Source organism: Modestobacter marinus, assembly GCF_011758655.1.
In the GTDB taxonomy this organism is placed as follows: Bacteria; Actinomycetota; Actinomycetes; order Mycobacteriales; family Geodermatophilaceae; genus Modestobacter; species Modestobacter marinus.
The window spans coordinates 542,472-560,624 of sequence record NZ_JAAMPA010000001.1 but is presented as its reverse complement, the minus strand read 5'-3'; the positions used below and the strand labels follow the sequence as shown (position 1 = coordinate 560,624).

19 protein-coding genes, 1 tRNA gene and 1 riboswitch are annotated in these 18,153 nt (G+C 74.2%); of the genes, 13 read left to right on the top strand and 7 right to left on the bottom strand.

Going from position 1 to position 18,153, the window contains the following annotated elements; translation table 11 throughout:
- Positions 1-56 precede the first annotated feature (56 nt).
- The 3 genes from FB380_RS02680 (at position 57) to FB380_RS02670 (ending at position 1,234) form a co-directional block, all read left to right on the top strand.
- Complete coding sequence (locus tag FB380_RS02680) at positions 57-704, top strand: hypothetical protein (RefSeq protein WP_166753734.1); 648 nt, start codon at positions 57-59, stop codon at positions 702-704.
- Positions 705-865: 161 nt separating this feature from the next.
- A tRNA-Thr gene (locus FB380_RS02675) sits at positions 866-937 on the top strand.
- 87 nt (positions 938-1,024) lie between these two features.
- Complete coding sequence (locus FB380_RS02670; protein ID WP_036334618.1) at positions 1,025-1,234, top strand: dodecin; 210 nt, start codon at positions 1,025-1,027, stop codon at positions 1,232-1,234.
- 3 nt (positions 1,235-1,237) lie between these two features.
- Here FB380_RS02670 and FB380_RS02665 read toward each other — a convergent pair whose 3' ends face one another.
- Together FB380_RS02665 and FB380_RS02660 are read right to left on the bottom strand one after the other, a co-directional pair.
- Complete coding sequence (locus FB380_RS02665) at positions 1,238-1,699, bottom strand: Rieske (2Fe-2S) protein (protein ID WP_166753733.1); 462 nt, start codon at positions 1,697-1,699, stop codon at positions 1,238-1,240.
- Entirely contained in the window at positions 1,699-2,097 is a 399-nt protein-coding gene (locus FB380_RS02660; protein ID WP_166753732.1) for a DUF5313 family protein, read from the bottom strand. The genes FB380_RS02665 and FB380_RS02660 overlap by 1 nt, the downstream gene beginning before the upstream one ends.
- Before the next feature lie 95 nt (positions 2,098-2,192).
- Between FB380_RS02660 and rarD the strand changes: the two genes are divergently transcribed.
- From rarD to FB380_RS02635, 5 genes are all read left to right on the top strand, one after another.
- On the top strand, positions 2,193-3,104 hold the full coding sequence (gene rarD, locus FB380_RS02655) for an EamA family transporter RarD (RefSeq protein WP_166753731.1): 912 nt from the start codon (positions 2,193-2,195) through the stop codon (positions 3,102-3,104).
- A 169-nt stretch (positions 3,105-3,273) separates the two neighbouring features.
- On the top strand, positions 3,274-3,675 hold the full coding sequence (locus FB380_RS02650; protein ID WP_166753730.1) for a DUF3263 domain-containing protein: 402 nt from the start codon (positions 3,274-3,276) through the stop codon (positions 3,673-3,675).
- Between the two features lie 572 nt (positions 3,676-4,247).
- The gene (locus FB380_RS02645) at positions 4,248-5,264 is read left to right on the top strand and encodes a LytR C-terminal domain-containing protein (RefSeq protein WP_166753729.1); all 1,017 of its coding nucleotides are present in this window, start codon (positions 4,248-4,250) and stop codon (positions 5,262-5,264) included.
- A 59-nt stretch (positions 5,265-5,323) separates the two neighbouring features.
- Complete coding sequence (locus FB380_RS02640; protein ID WP_166753728.1) at positions 5,324-8,164, top strand: alpha/beta fold hydrolase; 2,841 nt, start codon at positions 5,324-5,326, stop codon at positions 8,162-8,164.
- Positions 8,161-9,051, top strand: coding sequence for an ABC transporter permease (locus FB380_RS02635; RefSeq protein WP_166753727.1), 891 nt, complete (start codon positions 8,161-8,163; stop codon positions 9,049-9,051). Before FB380_RS02640 ends, FB380_RS02635 begins: the two co-directional genes overlap by 4 nt.
- Positions 9,052-9,080: 29 nt before the next feature.
- Here FB380_RS02635 and FB380_RS02630 read toward each other — a convergent pair whose 3' ends face one another.
- Complete coding sequence (locus FB380_RS02630; RefSeq protein ID WP_243850108.1) at positions 9,081-10,268, bottom strand: IS30 family transposase; 1,188 nt, start codon at positions 10,266-10,268, stop codon at positions 9,081-9,083.
- A gap of 134 nt (positions 10,269-10,402) precedes the next feature.
- Positions 10,403-11,224: an HAD family hydrolase gene (locus FB380_RS02625; RefSeq protein ID WP_166753726.1), complete on the bottom strand. Its 822-nt coding sequence runs from the start codon at positions 11,222-11,224 to the stop codon at positions 10,403-10,405.
- Between the two features lie 81 nt (positions 11,225-11,305).
- Positions 11,306-11,434, top strand: a riboswitch (SAM riboswitch).
- Positions 11,435-11,446: 12 nt separating this feature from the next.
- On the opposite strand from FB380_RS02625, the gene thrC reads away from it, so the two are divergent.
- From thrC to groL, 3 genes are all read left to right on the top strand, one after another.
- A complete protein-coding gene (thrC, locus tag FB380_RS02620; protein WP_166753725.1) occupies positions 11,447-12,748 on the top strand; it encodes a threonine synthase in 1,302 nt (433 codons plus the stop codon).
- A 215-nt stretch (positions 12,749-12,963) separates the two neighbouring features.
- Positions 12,964-13,164, top strand: coding sequence for a cold-shock protein (locus FB380_RS02615; protein WP_166753724.1), 201 nt, complete (start codon positions 12,964-12,966; stop codon positions 13,162-13,164).
- A 262-nt stretch (positions 13,165-13,426) separates the two neighbouring features.
- Complete coding sequence (gene groL / locus FB380_RS02610; RefSeq protein WP_166753723.1) at positions 13,427-15,058, top strand: chaperonin GroEL; 1,632 nt, start codon at positions 13,427-13,429, stop codon at positions 15,056-15,058.
- Between the two features lie 309 nt (positions 15,059-15,367).
- On the opposite strand, the gene FB380_RS02605 is transcribed toward groL, so the two are convergent.
- Positions 15,368-15,754 carry a VOC family protein gene (locus FB380_RS02605; protein ID WP_166753722.1) on the bottom strand — a complete coding sequence of 129 codons (387 nt, stop codon included), beginning with the start codon at positions 15,752-15,754 and terminating at the stop codon, positions 15,368-15,370.
- Between the two features lie 24 nt (positions 15,755-15,778).
- Here FB380_RS02605 and FB380_RS02600 point away from each other — a divergent pair, with 24 nt between their 5' ends.
- Positions 15,779-16,618 (top strand): DUF72 domain-containing protein, encoded by an 840-nt coding sequence (locus FB380_RS02600; RefSeq protein WP_166753721.1) that lies wholly within the window; start codon positions 15,779-15,781, stop codon positions 16,616-16,618.
- Here the strand turns inward: FB380_RS02600 and FB380_RS02595 are convergent.
- Positions 16,576-17,571 carry a Gfo/Idh/MocA family protein gene (locus FB380_RS02595; protein ID WP_166753720.1) on the bottom strand — a complete coding sequence of 332 codons (996 nt, stop codon included), beginning with the start codon at positions 17,569-17,571 and terminating at the stop codon, positions 16,576-16,578. The genes FB380_RS02600 and FB380_RS02595 overlap by 43 nt on opposite strands.
- Positions 17,572-17,602: 31 nt before the next feature.
- Between FB380_RS02595 and FB380_RS02590 the strand changes: the two genes are divergently transcribed.
- The gene (locus tag FB380_RS02590) at positions 17,603-17,878 is read left to right on the top strand and encodes a DUF4031 domain-containing protein (RefSeq protein ID WP_166753719.1); all 276 of its coding nucleotides are present in this window, start codon (positions 17,603-17,605) and stop codon (positions 17,876-17,878) included.
- On the opposite strand, the gene FB380_RS02585 is transcribed toward FB380_RS02590, so the two are convergent.
- The gene (locus FB380_RS02585; RefSeq protein WP_166753718.1) at positions 17,875-18,111 is read right to left on the bottom strand and encodes a DUF6458 family protein; all 237 of its coding nucleotides are present in this window, start codon (positions 18,109-18,111) and stop codon (positions 17,875-17,877) included. The two genes, FB380_RS02590 and FB380_RS02585, sit on opposite strands and share 4 nt — an antisense overlap.
- Positions 18,112-18,153 lie beyond the last annotated feature (42 nt).

The following is an 18,153-nucleotide window of genomic DNA, read 5'->3' as shown; positions in this document are numbered from 1 at the left end:
GCCCCGGGGAAGGGCACGGCCGCTCCTCTCGCCCGCCTGCTGCCTGGAGGCCACCGGTGCCCCTCCCCGTCCTGCTCCGCCGCTGTGCCCTGGTCCTGCTCGTGCTCGTCGGCGGTGCGCTGGCGGCGGTCGGCGGGGTGTCGCTCGGGCTGCCCGGCGTGATCGCCGTGGGGCTGGCCGCCGGCGTCGCCGCCTGTCTCGGTGCGGGCGTCGCCCGGGACGCCGCACCCCGGGACCCGCGCCAAGCGGCGCTCGACGCCGCCTGGCGCAGCGCCGTGGTGACGGTGGCCGTGCTGCTGGTGCTCAGTGGCTGCGTGGTGGTGGCCGGCGGCACCCTGACGCTGCTGCTGGCGGCGATCGGAGGGCTGGCCCTGCTGGTCCGGTGGGCGGTGCGGCGGGTGCGGGCCGACCGGCGGGCCACCCCGGCCGTCGTGCTGCCGCTGGCCACCGACGGCGGGTGGGTCCAGGAGCTGTCGGTGCCGGCGCTGGGCCGGGAATGGGTGCGCACCTCCGCGGCGCTGGCCCAGACCCGCGAGCCGGTGGCCCGGCAGCAGCTGGTGCGCCGCCGGCAGGAGGCGCTGGACGAGCTGGAGCGCCGCGACCCCGAGGGGTTCGCCCGCTGGCTCGCCGGCGGGGCGACCGTCGACAGCGACCCGGCGGAGTACGTCTCCGGCGACCCCGCGGCCGGCTACGACGCCGCCTGACCGGCCGACTGGGGGCGATGACCATGCCGGGCCACCCGAGGCTCGGCCACGGCCCCGGTAGCCTGCTCTGCGGTGCCTCACCAGCGCCGCGCCCGTCAGCACCGTGCGCGCCCGCACCGCGCCCGCCAGCGCGGTGCCGCGTCGGCGCCGATGGGCGTCCCGCCCCATTAGCTCAGTGGTAGAGCACCCGCCTTGTAAGCGGAAGGTCGTCCGTTCAATCCGGACATGGGGCTCCGTCCCGCTCGCGGGCCGTACCCGGGCGTGCCAGGGTCGAGGCCGAGCGCTGCCGTCCGGGCAGCCCGGCGTCGAGGAGTCCCGTCGTGAGCGACCACGTGTACCGCCTGAGCGAGATCGTCGGCAGCTCCACCACCAGCGTCGACGACGCCATCCGGACGGCCGTGCGCAAGGCCTCGGAGACCGTCCGCCACATCGAGTGGTTCCAGACCCAGGAGATCCGCGGCCAGGTCGTCGACGGCGACGTCGCCTACTTCCAGGTGACGATGAAGATCGGGTTCCGCGTCGAGGACTGAGGGTCAGGTCAGCACGACGTCCGGGCCCTGCACCGCCACCCCGATCGCGGTCAGCGGCTCGGTGGCCGGGCCCCGCAGCACCTCGCCGGTGGCGGGGTCGAACGCCGAGCCGTGGCAGGGGCAGGCCAGTCCGTCGTCCGTGGCGCGGACCGTGCACCCGGCGTGCGGGCACTCGGCGTCGAACGCGGCCACCGTGCCCGCCGACGGCTGGGTGACGAGCACCGCCCGGCCGTCGACGGACACCTCGTAGCCCCCGCCGACCGGCACCTCGGCCAGCGGGACCACTGCGTCCCCCGGTCCGGCGGCGGTCACCTCGGGGAACCGGGGCCCGGCGGCGCACCCGCCGAGGCCCAGGGCGCCGAGGCCGGCCCCGCCGGCGACGAGCAGTGACCGGCGGGTCGTGCGGCCCCCGTGCAGGGGCCCGCCGCGAGCGTGCGAGGGGTGGGGGGCGCGGGGGTCCTCCATCAGTCGTAGCTGCCCGCGCCACCCGAGCGGTACCGGGCCTGGCGCTCGATGCGCTCCCGCTCGGCCCGCTCGGCGCGCCGCGCGGCCGTCGTCCCCGGGGACCAGCCGGCCTTGACCGCGCGGTGCTCGGTCGTCTCCGTCATGTAGGCCACCGAGAACAGCAGCCCGATCACCACCCCGCCCAGGGTCGCGGTGAGCCGGATGTCGAACGGCACGGGCGGGAGGAGCAGGCACAGCAGCAGCACCGGCGCGAGCTGCACCAGGGCGCGGGCCAGGTGCCGCCACACCCAGCTGCGCCGGGTCGTGTCCTCGAGGACCCAGTCCGACAGCGAGGGCGGCAGCCCACCGCCGTAGGCGTACCAGAGCCACTGGACCGGGTTGGGGCGTCCCGTGTGCACGTACCAACGGTAAGCCCGCAGGGGCGGGAGGAGGCCGGGGATCGTGGTGGTCCCACCGCCGCAGGGCCGCGCGGGGGCGGGCGTACGGTGCGCCGGTGGACGAACGGCGTGTGGGGGTGGGGGCCGGTCTCGGCGCCTACGCCCTCTGGGGGGTCTTCCCGCTCTACTTCCCGCTCCTCGAGCCGGCCGGTGGGCTGGAGATCGTCGCGCACCGGGTGGTCTGGTCCCTGGTCTTCGTCGGGCTGCTGCTGACCGTCCGGCGGGGCTGGAGCCAGGTGCGGGCCGTCGTCACCGACCGGCGGGCGCTGCTGGTGCTGGCGGTCGCCGCCGTGCTGATCGCGGTGAACTGGCTGGTCTACGTCTACGCGGTCAACTCCGGGCACGTCGTCGAGGCGTCCTTGGGGTACTTCATCAACCCGCTGGTCAGCGTGCTGTTCGGGGTGCTCGTCTTCCGGGAGCGGCTGCGCCGGCTGCAGTGGCTGGCCGTGGCCATCGCCGTGGTGGCGGTCCTCGTGCTGACCGTCGACTACGGCCACCCGCCGTGGATCTCCCTCGCCCTGGCCGTCAGCTTCGGCCTCTACGGCCTGATGAAGAAGCTGGTCCGGGTCGATGCCGCGCCGGGTCTGTTCGTGGAGACGGCGGTCGTGTTCCTCCCGGCGCTGGTCGTCATCGGCGTGCTGGGCGCCCAGGGCGAGGCGGCGTTCGGGTCGGCGGGCGTGGGGAACGGGCTGCTGCTGGCCAGCTCCGGGCTGGCCACCGCCGTGCCGCTGCTCCTGTTCGCCGCCGCCACCCGCCGGGTGCCGCTGTCGACGGTCGGCCTGCTGCAGTACGTCACGCCGCTGATCCAGCTGGCCATCGGCGTCTTCGTCTACGGCGAACCGATGCCGCCGGCCCGGCTGGTGGGCTTCGCCGTCGTCTGGCTCGCCCTCGCCGTCTTCACCGTCGACAGCCTGCGCAACGCGCACAGCAACCGGCGGGCCGTCGCGCCGCTGCCGGCCGGCGTCTGACCGGTCTGCCCGGGTCGACGCGCCCGGGTGTCACGCTCCACGGCGGCTGTCACGCGGCTACCGTCGACGGGGCACGCAGCGCCGTGCCGGCGACCGGCGCACACCTGACCGCCGCCCCTCCCAGCGGACGCCCTTCCCGGCCGACGCCCTTCCCACCGGAGGCACGCCCATGAGCAACGACCCCGTGCAGCCCGTCGGGCCGGCGGCGGACGAGCGCACGACGGCGGTCGGGGCCGACCCGGGGACGGCGCAGGCGACCGCGACGGACGGGGCTGGTGTGACGGACGGGGCGCCCGGGGACGACACGGCTGCCGGTCTGCCCGCCCGGGAACGGGAGATCCTGGCCTTCGAACGCCAGTGGTGGCGCTTCCCGGGCGCGAAGGAAGCGGCCATCCGGGAGCGCTTCGGGATGAGCTCCACCCGCTACTACCAGGTGCTCAACGCCCTGATCGACCGTCCGGAGGCCCTCGTCGTCGACCCGCTCCTCGTGCGGCGGCTGCGCCGGATGCGCGCCGGGAGGCAGCGTCAGCGCTCCGGGAGGGTCCTGGGCACGGACCTCCGTCACGACTAGCCTGTCTCACTGTGGGGAGGCATGCGGCGCCGTTCGGTGAGGTAGGTCCGTCCGAGGCGACCGCGAGCCCGGGTCGTCGACGCACCGACCCCCCGGTCCAGCCGCCCGCCGACCCTGCGCGACCGAGCGGGCCGGCGCCCCGTTCGGTGACCCCGCGGGTGCCCGAGCGGCCCGCGCCCGACAGCGACGCGGCCATGACGCTGCCCCGGCAGAGCCGGGCCGAGCGCCGTCGCGAGGGCCTGCTCCCGGCAGGGGAGGACCCGTTGCTCCGCCGGCCGGCCGGTCGGCCCAGCACCCCGCCCCCCGTCGGCGGCCGGCGACGGACGGACCAGGCACCCCCGCTCACCACCGGGAGCCGCCCCGCGGTCGCCGGTCCCCGGACTCCCGCACCGCGGCCGACGCCGCCGGTCTCGGGCCCGATGACCGCCGCGACGCCGGTCGCCCCCACCCCGCCCGGCACCTCGCCGGGTGTGCCCGCCCCCGAGCTCCGTCCTGCGTCGGCGGCCCCCCGCCCGGTGCCCCCGTCGTCGGGAGGGTGGCGGGTGGAGTCCACCGGCTCCACCGCGGCCCCGATGACGACGAGCATGCCGAGCTGGGCGGCCGAGCCCAGCGCACCCCTGCCCGACGTCACCCAGCGGGTCTCCGGCTCGGTGCCGGCCGAGTCGGCCTGCAGCGCCGCGCCGGCCGCCCCGGCAGCGCCGGTCGCACCGCTGCGTGAGCCCCGGCTGCCCCGGCGGGGGAGCAGCGCAGCCGGCCGCACCCCCACGCCGCCCCCGGCGGTGCCCCGGCGCGACGACGTGCGCACCCCCCGGGCCGAGCCGGCGACGGGACCCGGGCCGGCGACGGGACCCGGGCTCGCGACGGGACCCGGGCCGGCGACGGGACCCGGGCCGGTGTCCGGTGCTGCGCGGCGGGCCGTCGACGTCCCCGTGGGTGGCCGGGCCGCGGCCCGGCTGGAGCGGCAGGCGGCCGAGGCGGCGCGGAAGAAGGACGGCCGGCGCAGTGCCCCGCCAGCCCGGCCCGAGGCGGCGCCGGCACGGTCGGGTCCCGGTCGTGCCGACCTCCACACCGACGAGGTCCCCCGGGGACCGCGCCGGGGGGTGCAGGGCCTGCTCGCCGTCGTCGTGCTCGCGCTCGTCGTGCTGGGCGTCTGGTCGTTCACCGGGCCCGAGACCGCGGAGATCTCCGCACAGACCCCGCTGCCCGTCGCCGGCGAACCCGCGCCCGAGGTCGTCCCCGCGCAGGAGAGCGTGCCGACCCCGGAGGTGGCGGCCCAGACGCCGGTCGGGCCGGTGTTCGCCCCGGTCACGGTGCTGAACAGCACGTCCATCACCGGGCTGGCGGCCGACGTGGGCGAGCAGTTCAGCGCGAACGGCTGGGAGGTGATCGGCACCGCGGGCTCGCCGGTCAGCGACGTGGCGACCACCACCGTCTACTACAGCGAGGGCGACACGGTGCAGCAGCAGGCCGCCGCCCAGCTGGTCGAGCAGTTCCCCGACGTCACCGGCCCGGTCGCGCGGTACTTCGAGGTGCCCGGCGTCGCCGATCCCGGCCTCGTCGTGGTCGCCACCGGCAACTGGCGGCCCTGACCCGCCGCGCCCCGGCCGGCCCGCGGAACTCGGCGACCTCGCCGTCCGTTGCCGCCCACGTGCGCACCGCTCCCGGGCCGGCGCGGATCGGCTCGCGCCTCGGCGCCCAGCCGGTGCTCGCCGCCCTGATCGTCCTCCTGCTCGCCCTCCCCGCCCTCGTCGTCGTCCTCGCCGGCACCGACCGGCCGGCCCGGGCCGCCGAGGACGTGACGACGGAGGAGGCCCGGGTGCCCTCCGGCGAGGGTGCCGACGCCGTGGAGCTGGACACCACGCTGTACCTGCCGGACACCGCCGGCCCCGCCCCGGCCGTCCTCCTCGCGCACGGCTTCGGCGGCAGCAAGCAGTCGGTCGCGGCCGACGCGCGGGTGCTGGCCCGCCGCGGGTTCGTGGTGCTGACCTGGTCCGCGCGGGGCTTCGGCACCAGCACCGGGCAGGTCGGCCTGAACGACCCGCGCTACGAGGTGGCCGACGTCAGCACCCTGATCGACCTGCTCGCGGAGCGGGACGACGTCGTCCTCGACGGCCCCGGGGACCCGCGGGTGGGCGTCGCCGGCGCCTCCTACGGCGGCGCGGTCTCGCTGCTGGCGGCCGCCTACGACGAGCGCGTCGACGCGATCGCCCCGCAGATCACCTGGAACTCGCTGACCACGGCGTTCTTCCCGGACCAGGACGGTGTGCCGGAGACCGGCACCCCCGCGGCCGTGCCGCGCACCGAGGACGCCGGGGTGTTCAAGCGCACGTGGGCCGGGCTGTTCTTCGGCAGCGGCTCGCTGCCCACCGGTGACGGGCGCCCCGGAGCCGGCGGCGACGGCGCGGCGGCCCCGGCCGGCGAGCTCGACCCGGCCGTCGTGCAGGCGCTGACCTGCGGGCGCTTCCGCGCCGACATCTGCGCGGCCTACGAGGCGGCCGCCTCGACCGGCACGCTGACCCCCGAGGTCGCCGCCGTCCTGGAGCGGAGCAGCCCGGCGGGCGTGCTCGACCGGATCACCGCGCCCACGCTGCTGCTGCAGGGCACCCAGGACTCGCTGTTCGGGCTGGGCGAGGCCGATGCCAACGCCCGGGGCATCGCCGCCGCCGGCACCGACGTGCGCATGGTCTGGTTCGACGGCGGCCACGACGCCTCGCCCTCCAGCCGGGTCACCGCGGAGCTGCGGGACGAGGTCGCCGACTGGTTCGAGGTCCACCTGACGGGGGCCGACGGCGACAGCGGCGGCTTCCGCTACCCGGCGCCCACCGGCCTGGGCAGCGGGGTGGGCCGGGTCCAGGGCGGCTCGCAGACCGTCTCGGTCGACGAGTACCCGGGCCTGGCCGACGGTGAGCCCGTGGCGAGCCGGGTGCTCGAGCTGGCCGGCCCCACCCAGCCGGTGGTCACCCCCGCCGGTGGCAGCCCGGCCGCGCTCACCACCATCCCCGGCCTCGGCTCGATCGGCGCCGCGCTCGCCGGGAGCACCCTGGAGATCCCCGGGCAGTTCGCCGCCTTCGAGAGCCCGGAGCTCACCGAGGCCCTCGAGGTGGTCGGTGCGCCGACCACCACCCTCGCCGTGTCGGCGCCGGACGGGACGGCGACGATGTTCGCCAAGCTCTACGACGTCGGCCCGGACGGCACGACGACCCTGCCCAGCGGGCTGGTCGCGCCGCTGGAGCTGACCGGGCTCTCCACCGACCCGGCGGCCCCGACCGAGGTGCCGGTGACGCTCCCGCCGATCGTCCACCGGTTCGAGGCCGGTCACACGCTGCGGGTGGTCGTCTCCTCCACCGACCAGGCGTTCGCCCTGCCGGCGTCCTCGGAGGTCTCCGCGGTCGGCCTGGCCGAGGGTGCGGCCCTGGCCGCGCCCGTGGTGCCGGGCGAGGTGCAGGCCACCGCCGGCTCGGCCCGCTGGTGGGTGCTGCTCGCCGTGCTGGCCGCGCTGGGGGTGCTGGGCTGGCTGGCCGCCGTCCTGCTGGGCCGGCGCCGGCGCCGCCGCGTGTCGGTCTCCGCGCCCGACGGGGAGGACGTGCCGCTGCGCTTCGAGGGCGTCACCAAGGCCTACGGCGACGGGTTCGTCGCCGTCCGGGACCTGTCCTTCGAGGTGCGCCGCGGCCAGGTGCTCGGCCTGCTAGGCCCGAACGGGGCGGGCAAGACGACGTCCCTGCGGATGCTCATGGGGCTGATCCGCCCGACCGAGGGCCGGATCGAGGTGTTCGGCCACGCCGCCGGGCCGGGCGCACCCGTGCTCTCCCGGCTGGGGTCGTTCGTGGAGGGCACCGGCCTGCAGCCGCACCTGTCCGGGCGGGACAACCTCACCCTCTACTGGGCCGCCACCGGCCGTCCGCTGGCCGACGCCCACCTGGAGGAGGCGATCGAGATCGCCGGGCTGGGCGTCGCCCTGGACAAGCGGGTGCGCAGCTACAGCCAGGGGATGCGGCAGCGGGTCGCCATCGCCCAGGCGATGCTCGGCCTGCCCGACCTGCTGGTGCTCGACGAGCCGACCAACGGGCTGGACCCGCCGCAGATCCACGCCATGCGCGACGTGCTGCGCTCCTACGCGGCGACCGGACGGACGGTGATCGTCTCCAGCCACCTGCTCAGCGAGATCGAGCAGACCTGCAGCCACGTCGTGGTCATGGCCAAGGGGCAGAAGATCGTGCAGGGCACCGTCGAGGAGATCGTCGGCACCGGGGGAGCGGTGCTGGTCGGGCTGGCCGACCCGGCCGACACCGACCGGGCGGTCGCCGTCCTGGCCGGGCTGCCCGGGGTGGGTGAGGTGGAGCGGAGCGCGGAGGGCCTGGTCGTCGACCTCGGCCCGACCACGCGCGCGGTCGCGCTGACCGCGCTGGTCGAGGCCGGCATCGGGGTCGACCAGCTCACCCCGCGCCGCCGGCTGGAGGACGCGTTCCTGTCACTGGTGGGGGAGTCATGAGCACGGACACGACCGGAGGGGCCACCGCCGCCCCGCAGGCGACGGGGGCGGCGGCCGGCTACCGGCCGGAGCGGACGCTGCGGCTGGGCGTCGAGCTGCGCCGCCAGTTCAAGCGCCGCCGCACCCTCGGCGTCATGGCGCTGATGGCGGCGCTGCCGCTGATCCTCATCGGGGCCCTGCAGCTGGGCGGCACCGAGGAGGCGGAGGAGAACAGCCGGATCAACCTGGTGGACGTCGCCTCGTCCAGCGGGCTGAACCTGACCCTGTTCACCCTCTTCGCCACCACCGGCTTCTTCCTGGTCGTCGTCTTCGCCCTGTTCTTCGGCGACACGGTGGCCAGCGAGGCCTCGTGGGGGTCGCTGCGGTACGCGCTGGCCACCCCCGTGCCGCGGGCCCGGCTGCTGCGGCAGAAGTGGTTGGCCGCGTTCGTCCTGTCGGTCGGCGCGATGGTGCTGCTGGTCGTCGTCTCGGTCGTCGCCGGCGGGATCGCCTTCGGCTTCGGGGACGTGCAGACCCCGATCGGCGTCGCGCTGGACCAGCGGACGGCGCTGCTGCGGCTGGCCGGGATGGTCGGCTACCTCGCCGTCCACCTGCTCGTCGTCGGCACGCTGGCGTTCTGGCTCTCCACCGTCACCGACGCGCCGCTGGCCGCGGTCGGCGGTGCGGTGTTCAGCACGGTGGTGTTCGCGGTGCTGGAGCAGGTCGAGCAGCTGGGCGGGATCCGCGACTGGTTCCCCACCGCGTTCAACTACGCCTGGACCGACCTGCTGCAGACCCCGGTCGACTCCGGCGACCTGTTCCGCGGCGTCATCCAGGGGCTGGTCTACTCGGCCGTCTTCACCGCGCTGGCGTTCCGCCACTTCGCCCGCAAGGACGTCACCTCCTGAGCGCCATTCGGTGATCAGGTGAGGTGGGTTCAGGTGGTCGTTGCATCACCGGTTGGTTGAGGTGGTGAGAGTAGGTCGTTTAGGGCTTCGGCGGGGGTGCGCCAGCCGAGGGTCTGGCGGGGTCGTCCGTTGAGTTCGGCGGCGACCATCGCCAGGTCGGTGGGGGTGTGCGCGGTGAGGTCGGTGCCTTTGGGGAAGTACTGGCGGAGCAGTCCGTTGGTGTTCTCGTTGCTGCCGCGCTGCCAGGGTGAGTGCGGGTCGCAGAAGTAGATGGGCAGGTCCGCGGCGAGGGTGATGTCGGCGTGCCGGCGCATTTCCAGGCCTTGGTCCCAGGTCAGGGACAGTCGCAGGTGCTTGGGCAGTTGCCCGATGCCGGCGATGATGGCTTCTTGCAGGGCCAGTGGGTCGGGCTTGGTCCCGGGCAGGTGCAGCAGGATGCAGAACCGGGTGGTGCGCTCCACCAGGGTGCCGATGTAGGACTTGTTGGCCTTGCCGGCGATCAGGTCGCCTTCCCAGTGCCCGGGGACGGCGCGGTCGGCGGCCTCGGCGGGGCGTTCACTGATCATGATCTTGCCGGGGATGCGGCGGTTGGGGTCGGATCGGCCATCGATGCGGCGGCGGGGGCGGCGGATCGCGCGCCCGGTGCGCAGGCAGGCAGCCAGTTCCCGGCGCAGCAGGCCTCGGCCCTGGACGTAGAGGGCCTGGTAGATGGCCTCGTGGGAGGGGCGCATGGCTGGTTCGTCGGGGAACTCGATGGCCAGGCGCATGGCGATCTGGCGCGGTGAGTACTTGCGCTCCAGATCGGCCTGCACCCGTTCCCGCAGCGGCTCATGGGCCAGCTTGAACGGCTTGGGGCGGGCACCGCGGGTCTCGGCGTCGACCTGGGCCTGGACTGCCCGGTAGGGCCGGTCGGGATGGGCCTGGGCCCACAGGCCCAGCTCGCGGCTGACCGTCGTGGCCGCACGCCCCAGCTGACGGGCGATCTGCCGGGCGGACTGGCCAGCAGCCAGCCCGACCGCGATCTCCTCCCGCTCGCTCAGCGACAGGAACCGGCCCGAAGGCTCGGTGATCTCCAGCGGTGGCACCCCACCAGCTTCCCGGAACCACCGTCGACCGCGCTGCCCACCGACCCGGGATCGCCGAGCGGCTGCCTCCGTCGGCAGCCCCTCAGCGATCCCCTCCCAGAACACCCGCTGATTTGCCCTCGTCACGGCCATCGACAGCACCCCTCAACTGGGGTGATGCAACGACCCCCTGACACCGAGTGACCTGATCACCGGCTGTCCCCCTGCGCCAGCGTTGGTGCAGGGGGACAGTTCCTGATCAGGGGACCTGATCACTGCTGGATGGGTCAGAGAGAAGCGAGGACGGCCTGGGCCCAGCCCTCGCCCATCGGGGCGTCGGTGACCGAGACGTTGGGGACGGCGTCGAGCCGGGCCGCCATGCCGTCCACCGCGGCACCGTTCGCGGTCACCCACAGCCGGCCGACCGCCGGGGCCATCTCCAGGTCGCTCACGCTGTCGCCGACGGCCACGGCGTCGGCGGCGGTCAGGCCCCGGCGGGCGAGGTCCCAGGTGATCGCGGCGCCCTTGGAGATCCCGCGCGGCATCAGGTGGTAGACGTGCGGCGGCAGGGCCCCGGCGTCCAGGGTCATCCGTGCGGTGGCCGGCACGGCGCCGTTGTCGTTCAGCGTCAGCCAGCCCCAGCCGCGCTCGGCCAGCCAGCCGTCGACCGCCGCGGCGTCCACCCGGCCGCGCAGCAGGGCGTCGGCGGAGTGGGTCGCGTGCCAGGGCTCGTGCCACTCCAGCCGGCCGCGGTGGGCGTCGATGAGCGCGTCGACGATGCCGAGCTCGGCGAGGACGTCCATCGGCGTCCGGCCGGCGAACCGCCCGGGGAGGTCGCCGGTGAGCAGGTGGGTCTCCCGGCCGCCGTGCCAGCTGACCAGCGAGCCCAGCTCGGCGATCGCGCCGTCGACGGCGAAGATCCGGCCCGCCTCCAGCAGCTGGGCGTGGGTGCGGCCGCTGACCAGCACCAGTGCGACCCCGGCGCGGTGCAGCTCGAGCAGCGCGGCGGCGGGGGAGGCGGTCAGCTCACGGTCGGCGGTGTGCCAGAAGGAGCCGCGCGGCCCCACCATGGTGCCGTCCAGGTCGGTGTAGACGATGCGGGTGGCCACCCCGTCATCGTGCCCGACCACCGCGAGCGTCCCGTCGGTGCCGGGCGGCCCGGCGGCCCCCGGGTAGAGTGAGCCGCGTTCCACTCATCCAGAGGGGCAGAGGGACACGGCCCGTTGAAGCCCCGGCAACCGCGTTCTGCGCGTACGCGCAGCGTGAGGTGCCAATTCCGTCCCGCGCGGCTCGACGGCCCGACGCGGGGAAGATGAGGAGGTAGTCGTCGAATGACCCTGACCGCTCCCGGTTCCGCCCAGGCAGACGCCACCGCAGGTGGCCAGATCGCCCCCAACCCGGCCCGTGGCCTGGTCTGTCGCAACTGCGGCGCCACCTTCGGGCTCATCGCCGAGCACGCCTGCGCTGAGTGCTTCGGCCCGCTGGAGGTCGACTACGACCCCGAGCTCATGCGCGCGGTCACCCGTGAGCAGATCGAGGCCGGCCCGCAGAACATCTGGCGCTACGTCGCGCTCCTCCCGGTGGGGCACGACCCGGCCGACCGGGTCAGCCTCGACCCGGGGATGACGCCGCTGGTGCGCGCCGACCGGCTGGCCGCCGAGCTGGGCCTCACCGGCGGGCTCTGGGTGAAGGACGACTCGGCCAACCCGACCCACTCGTTCAAGGACCGGGTGGTGAGCCTGGCCGCCACCGCGGCCAAGAGCTTCGGCTACGCCAAGATCGCCTGCGCCTCGACCGGCAACCTGGCCAACTCCGTCGCCGCGCACGCCGCGCGGATGGGGCTGCCCTCCTTCGTCTTCGTGCCCAGCGACCTGGAGCCGGGCAAGATCACCCAGTCGGCGGTCTACGGCCAGGCGCTGGTCGCGGTCGAGGGGTCCTACGACGACGTCAACCGGCTGACCAGCGAGCTCGCCGAGACCGACGAGTTCGAGGACACCGCCTTCGTCAACCAGAACGTCCGGCCGTACTACGCCGAGGGCTCCAAGACGATGGGCTACGAGATCGCCGAGCAGCTGGGCTGGCGGATCCCGGCCCAGGTGGTCATCCCGATGGCGTCGGGCTCGCTGCTCACCAAGGTCGACAAGGCCTGGCGGGAGCTGGTCGCCGCCGGCATCGTCGCCGACACCGAGTGGAAGGTCTTCGGCGCCCAGTCCGCCGGCTGCGACCCGATCGCCACCGCGTTCGACAACGGCTGGGACGTCGTCAAGCCGGTCAAGCCCACCGGGATCGCCAAGTCGCTGAACATCGGCAACCCCGCCGACGGCCCGTACGCGCTGGACGCGATCCGGCGCACCGGCGGCGCGGTCGGCCGGGTCGGGGACGACGAGATCGTGCAGGGGATCCGGGACCTGGCCCGCACCACCGGCGTGTTCGCCGAGACCGCCGGTGGCGTGACCACCGCGGTGCTGCGGCAGCTGGTGGACAAGGGGCTGATCGACCCCACGCAGGAGGTCGTCGTCCTCAACACCGGGGAGGGGCTCAAGACCCTCGACCCGCTGCTGCCGGTGGTCGGCCCCTCGCACCACGTGCAGCCGTCGCTGCGGTCGCTCCGCGAGGCCGGCCTCATCGCCTGAGGGCGTCCCCGGCCGAGGGGTCGCGGGCGGAGGGTGACGGATCCGTTACCACACGGATGAGGGAAGTGCCTGGTCAGCGCCGTGACCTGGGACACCAGTTCCTGTACCGTTCCGCCCGGTTCGAGTTCCACGTTCGTGTTCGGCGGGCGGAAGAGCGAGACCCGGCTCCTCGAGTCTCAAGGGGTCGTCCGCACGCACTGAACGTGGGAGCACACGTGGCACAGGGCACCGTGAAGTGGTTCAACGCCGAGAAGGGCTTCGGCTTCATCGCCGTCGACGGCGGCCAGGACGTCTTCGTCCACTACTCGGCCATCCAGATGGACGGGTACAAGAGCCTCGAAGAGGGCCAGCGGGTCAGCTTCGAGGTCGTCCAGGGCGAGAAGGGCCCACAGGCGGACGCCGTCCAGAGCGCCTGACCCGGCGAGCACCACGAGGCCCGGTCCCCCGTCGGGGGGCCGGGCCTCGCTGCGTCTCCGGGCCGGGGGTCCACCCCCCTTCTTGCACTCGCCTGGGTCGAGTGCCAGACTTCGAACTGGCACTCGGGCAACCCGAGTGCCAACCAGGTCGGAACGGTGAGGCACCGGGACGTGGACCGCAGGAGCGTCCACGGCACGGTGTCGTCCGTCGCGGGCGCCGGACCTGACCAGCCAGCGATCCACGCATGGAGGACATCACCACATGGCCAAGATGATCGCGTTCGACGAAGAGGCGCGCCGCGGTCTCGAGCGGGGCATGAACACCCTCGCCGACGCCGTCAAGGTGACGCTTGGCCCCAAGGGCCGCAACGTCGTCCTGGAGAAGAAGTGGGGCGCCCCCACCATCACCAACGATGGTGTGAGCATCGCCAAGGAGATCGAGCTCGAGGACCCGTACGAGAAGATCGGGGCCGAGCTGGTCAAGGAGGTCGCCAAGAAGACCGACGACGTCGCGGGTGACGGCACCACCACCGCCACCGTGCTCGCCCAGGCCCTCGTCCGCGAGGGGCTGCGCAACGTCGCCGCCGGCGCCAACCCGATGGCCCTGAAGAAGGGCATCGAGAAGGCCGTCGCCTCGGTCTCGGAGTACCTCCTCTCGACCGCCAAGGACGTCGAGACCAAGGAGCAGATCGCGGCCACCGCCTCGATCTCCGCCGCTGACCCCGCCATCGGCGAGCTCATCGCCGAGGCGATGGACAAGGTCGGCAAGGAAGGTGTCATCACCGTCGAGGAGAGCAACACCTTCGGCCTCGAGCTCGAGCTCACCGAGGGCATGCGCTTCGACAAGGGTCACCTGTCGGCCTACTTCGTGACCGACACCGACCGCATGGAGACCGTGCTCGACGACCCGTACATCCTGGTCGTCAACAGCAAGATCTCCACCGTCAAGGACCTGCTCCCGCTGCTGGAGAAGGTCATGCAGTCCGGCAAGCCGCTGGCGATCATCGCCGAGGACGTCGAGGGCGAGGCCCTCGCGACCCTGGTGGTCAACAAGATCCGCGGCACCTTCAAGTCGGTCGCCGTCAAGGCCCCCGGCTTCGGTGACCGTCGCAAGGCCATGCTGGGCGACATCGCGATCCTCACCGGTGGTCAGGTCATCAGCGAGGAGGTCGGCCTCAAGCTGGACACCGCCGACCTGTCGCTGCTGGGCCGGGCGCGCAAGTTCGTCACCACCAAGGACGAGACGACCATCATCGAGGGCGCTGGTGACGCCGACCAGATCCAGGGTCGCGTCAACCAGATCCGCGCCGAGATCGAGAAGTCGGACTCCGACTACGACCGCGAGAAGCTGCAGGAGCGCCTGGCCAAGCTGGCCGGTGGCGTCGCCGTCATCAAGGCCGGCGCCGCGACCGAGGTCGAGCTCAAGGAGCGCAAGCACCGCATCGAGGACGCGGTGCGCAACGCCAAGGCCGCCGTCGAGGAGGGCATCGTCGCCGGTGGTGGCGTCGCTCTCGCGCAGGCCACGGCCGTCGCGTTCGACAAGCTCGAGCTCGAGGGTGACGAGGCGACCGGTGCCAACATCGTGCGCGTCGCGCTCGAGGCCCCGCTGAAGCAGATCGCCGTCAACGCCGGCCTCGAGGGCGGCGTCGTGGCGGAGAAGGTCCGCAACTCCGAGACCGGCTGGGGCCTCAACGCCGCCTCCGGCGAGTACGTGGACCTGGTCGCGGCCGGCATCATCGACCCGGCCAAGGTCACCCGCTCGGCGCTGCAGAACGCCGCCTCCATCGCGGCGCTCTTCCTCACCACCGAGGCCGTCATCGCCGACAAGCCGGAGAAGAACGCCCCGGCCATGGCCGGTGGCGGCGACGGCGGCATGGGCGGCATGGACTTCTGATGAAGGACCACGTCGCCCCCCACGACGCGCTCCGCGCGCCGCGGGTCCCTGCGACGTAGCCGTTCCACCGCGTCACCTGCACCACAGCACCACCCGCCAGGGGCGGTCCCGCATCGCGGGGCCGCCCCTGTCGCGTTCCGGGGGCCTGCGGCTCCGCCGGCGCACCATCGGTTTCCTGACTGGCCGGTGATCACCTCGGGTCGGCAGGTGCCTCCCGAGTCGGGAGACCCCCGTCAACCCGGGGTGATCACGGCGGACCAGAGTCAGGGCGCCGCGGACCGGGCGGCGGCCAGGTCGCGCAGTGCTCGCTCAGGCCTCGTCCGGGGCGAAACAGCAGAACTCGTTGCCCTCGGGGTCGGCCAGGACGTCCCAGCTGATCAGCCCGGCATCGTGGTCGGAGGCGTCGACGTCGTCCCGGGCCCGGACGAGGGTGGCGCCCATCGCCAGCAGCGCCCCGGTGTCGCCGGTGACGTCGTGGTGCACGCGGTTCTTGACCGTCTTGGGCTCCGGCACCAGGTTGACCCAGATGGCCGGGCCGGCGCCGGTGGGGTCGACCAGCGGCACCGGCCAGTCGGGCTCCCAGCCGGGGCGCTCGTCGCGCCGGTACCCCATGGCCGAGCACCACCAGTCGGCCAGCGCCTGGTGGTCCACGGCGTCGAGGCAGAGGTCCTTGAAACGCGCGGGGGAGTCGCTCATGGCCGAGCAGGGTAGGCGGCTCTGGTGACGGTGGTGATCGGGACGTCGGGCTGGCAGTACCGCGACTGGCGCGGCCGGTTCTACCCGCCGGTGCTGCCGCAGCGGCTGTGGCTGGAGCACCACGCCGAGCACTTCGCCACCGTGGAGAGCAACAACGCCTTCTACCGGCTGCCCGAGCGGGCCACCTTCGAGCGCTGGCGCGAGCGCACCCCGCCGGACTACCGGTGGGCGGTGAAGGCCTCCCGATTCCTCACCCACCTGAAGCGGCTGCGGGAACCGGCCGAGCCCGTGGCCCGGCTGATGGACCGGGTCGCCGGGCTGGGCGACCGGCTGGACGCCGTGCTGCTGCAGCTGCCGCCCACGCTGAAGGCCGACGTCGACCTGCTCAACGAGTGCCTCGGGCAGTTCCCGGCCGGCACCCGGGTGGCCGTCGAGCCGCGGCACGAGAGCTGGTGGACCGACGAGGTCCGCGGGCTGCTGGAGCGGTACCAGGCCGCGCTGTGCTGGGCCGACCGCGCCGAGCAGCCCATCGCACCGCTGTGGCGCACCGCCGAGTGGGGCTACCTGCGGCTGCACACCGGTGAGCACGGCTGGGGCTACCGGCCGGAGACGCTGCAGCTGTGGGCGCAGCGGCTGGCCGAGACCTACGGCCAGGACGACGTCCTCGTCTACTTCAACAACGACCCCGGCGGCGCGGCCACCGTCGACGCGGTCACCTTCGCCGACGCGGTCCGGGCCACCGGCGGCACGCACACCCGGGTGCCGACCATGGCCCAGGCCAGCGGGGCGGCCTGGCCGCCGAAGCCGCCGCCGAAGGCCCGTCAGAGGGCGGCGGGGTCCTCGGCGAACGTCACGCCCAGCTGACCGGCGGCCTGCTCGAGCACCGACTGGACGGCGAGGGTGTCGGCGAGCGGCATGACCGTGCTCTCCGTCCGCCCGGCCCGCAGGCACTCGGTGACCTCGATCAGCTCGTGGGAGTAGCCGCCGCCGAGCTGGGGGAGGGTGATCTCCGCAGGCTCCGCGCCGGCCCGGTGCAGCACGATCGTCTGCGGGTGGTGGAAGCGGGGCAGGACGTCGATCCAGCCCGCCGTCCCGAAGACCCGGGCCTGCCCGGGCAGGGCGTTGCGCAGCGAGGTCATCAGCGTCGCCGACCGGCCGTCGGCGTAGCCGAGCAGCAGTGATGCCTCGGCGTCGACGCCGGTCTCGAACAGCGAACCGGTGGCGGTCACGGTGTCCGGGTCACCCAGCAGCATCTGGGCGAAGGAGACGACGTAGACCCCGAGGTCGAGCAGCGCGCCCCCGCCGAGCTCCTTGGCGAACAGCCGGTCGGTGGGGTCGAAGGCGCGGGACACGCCCAGGTCGGCCTGCACCGAGCGCACCTCCCCGATGGCGCCCTCGGCGATCAGCTCCCGCGCCCGGACGACGGCCGGCTGGAACCGCGTCCACATCGCCTCCATCGCGAAGACGCCGGACGCGCGCGCGGCGTCGACCACCTCGGTGGCCCCGGCGACGGTGGCGGTGAACGACTTCTCCACCAGCAGCGCCTTGCCGGCCCGGATCGCACCGAGGGAGACGGCGTGGTGCTGCGGGTGCGGGGTGGCGACGTAGAGGACGTCGACGTCGGGGTCGGCCAGCACCTCGGCGTAGGAGCCGTGTGCGCGCTCGATCCCGTGCCGGTCGGCGAAGTCCTTGGCGCGGTCCAGCGAGCGGGAGGCGACGGCGACCGCCCGTGCGCCCGGCACGTGCCCGAAGTCCTGCACCACCTGCTCGGCGATGCGGCCCGGCCCGACGACGCCCCAACGGATCTCTGCAGTCACGCCCTGACCGTAGCCGGGGCAGACTGTCCGCGTGGCACTGCTGATCGACACCCCTGTCTGGCCGTGGCGGGGGCGGCGGTGGTCGCACCTGGTGAGCGACGTCGACCACGACGAGCTGCACGCCTTCGTCGCCGCCCACCTGGGCATCCCGCGGCGGGCCTTCCAGGGCGACCACTACGACGTCCCGGAGGACCTCTACGACGAGGCAGTGGCCGCCGGCGCGGAGCCGGTCGGCTCCCGCGAGCTGCTGCAGCGGCTGCTCGCCGCCGGCCTGCGGGTCAGGAAGACCCGGACCGCCTCGACCTAGTAGGTCTCCTCCGTGGTGGACCGGCGGACCGGCCCGCCCTCGTAGCCGTCGGTGCGCACCACGCGACGACGGCGCGGTGCCCACACGGCCAGCTCGACGACGATGCCCAGGGCCCCGACGGCCATCAGGATCCAGCCGACGACGTCGAGGTCGATGCCGCTGACCTGCGCACTCACCGCGAAGGTGAGGACAGCGCCGATGGCGAGCAGGAAGATGCCGGTTCCGAGACGCACGAGGAGCTCCTCTGTCTGGCGACCGGTACCCCGCGGGGGCCT

Excerpts from the sequence above, each read along its gene's own strand:
- FB380_RS02665 (WP_166753733.1), bottom strand. The coding sequence starts at position 1,699 with ATGGAGGACCCCCGCGCCCCCCACCCCTCGCACGCTCGCGGCGGGCCC.
- FB380_RS02650 (WP_166753730.1), top strand. The coding sequence starts at position 3,274 with ATGAGCAACGACCCCGTGCAGCCCGTCGGGCCGGCGGCGGACGAGCGC.
- FB380_RS02645 (WP_166753729.1), top strand. The coding sequence starts at position 4,248 with ATGACGACGAGCATGCCGAGCTGGGCGGCCGAGCCCAGCGCACCCCTG.
- FB380_RS02635 (WP_166753727.1), top strand. The coding sequence starts at position 8,161 with ATGAGCACGGACACGACCGGAGGGGCCACCGCCGCCCCGCAGGCGACG.
- FB380_RS02630 (WP_243850108.1), bottom strand. The coding sequence starts at position 10,268 with ATGGCCGTGACGAGGGCAAATCAGCGGGTGTTCTGGGAGGGGATCGCT.
- thrC (WP_166753725.1), top strand. The coding sequence starts at position 11,447 with ATGACCCTGACCGCTCCCGGTTCCGCCCAGGCAGACGCCACCGCAGGT.
- groL (WP_166753723.1), top strand. The coding sequence starts at position 13,427 with ATGGCCAAGATGATCGCGTTCGACGAAGAGGCGCGCCGCGGTCTCGAG.
- FB380_RS02605 (WP_166753722.1), bottom strand. The coding sequence starts at position 15,754 with ATGAGCGACTCCCCCGCGCGTTTCAAGGACCTCTGCCTCGACGCCGTG.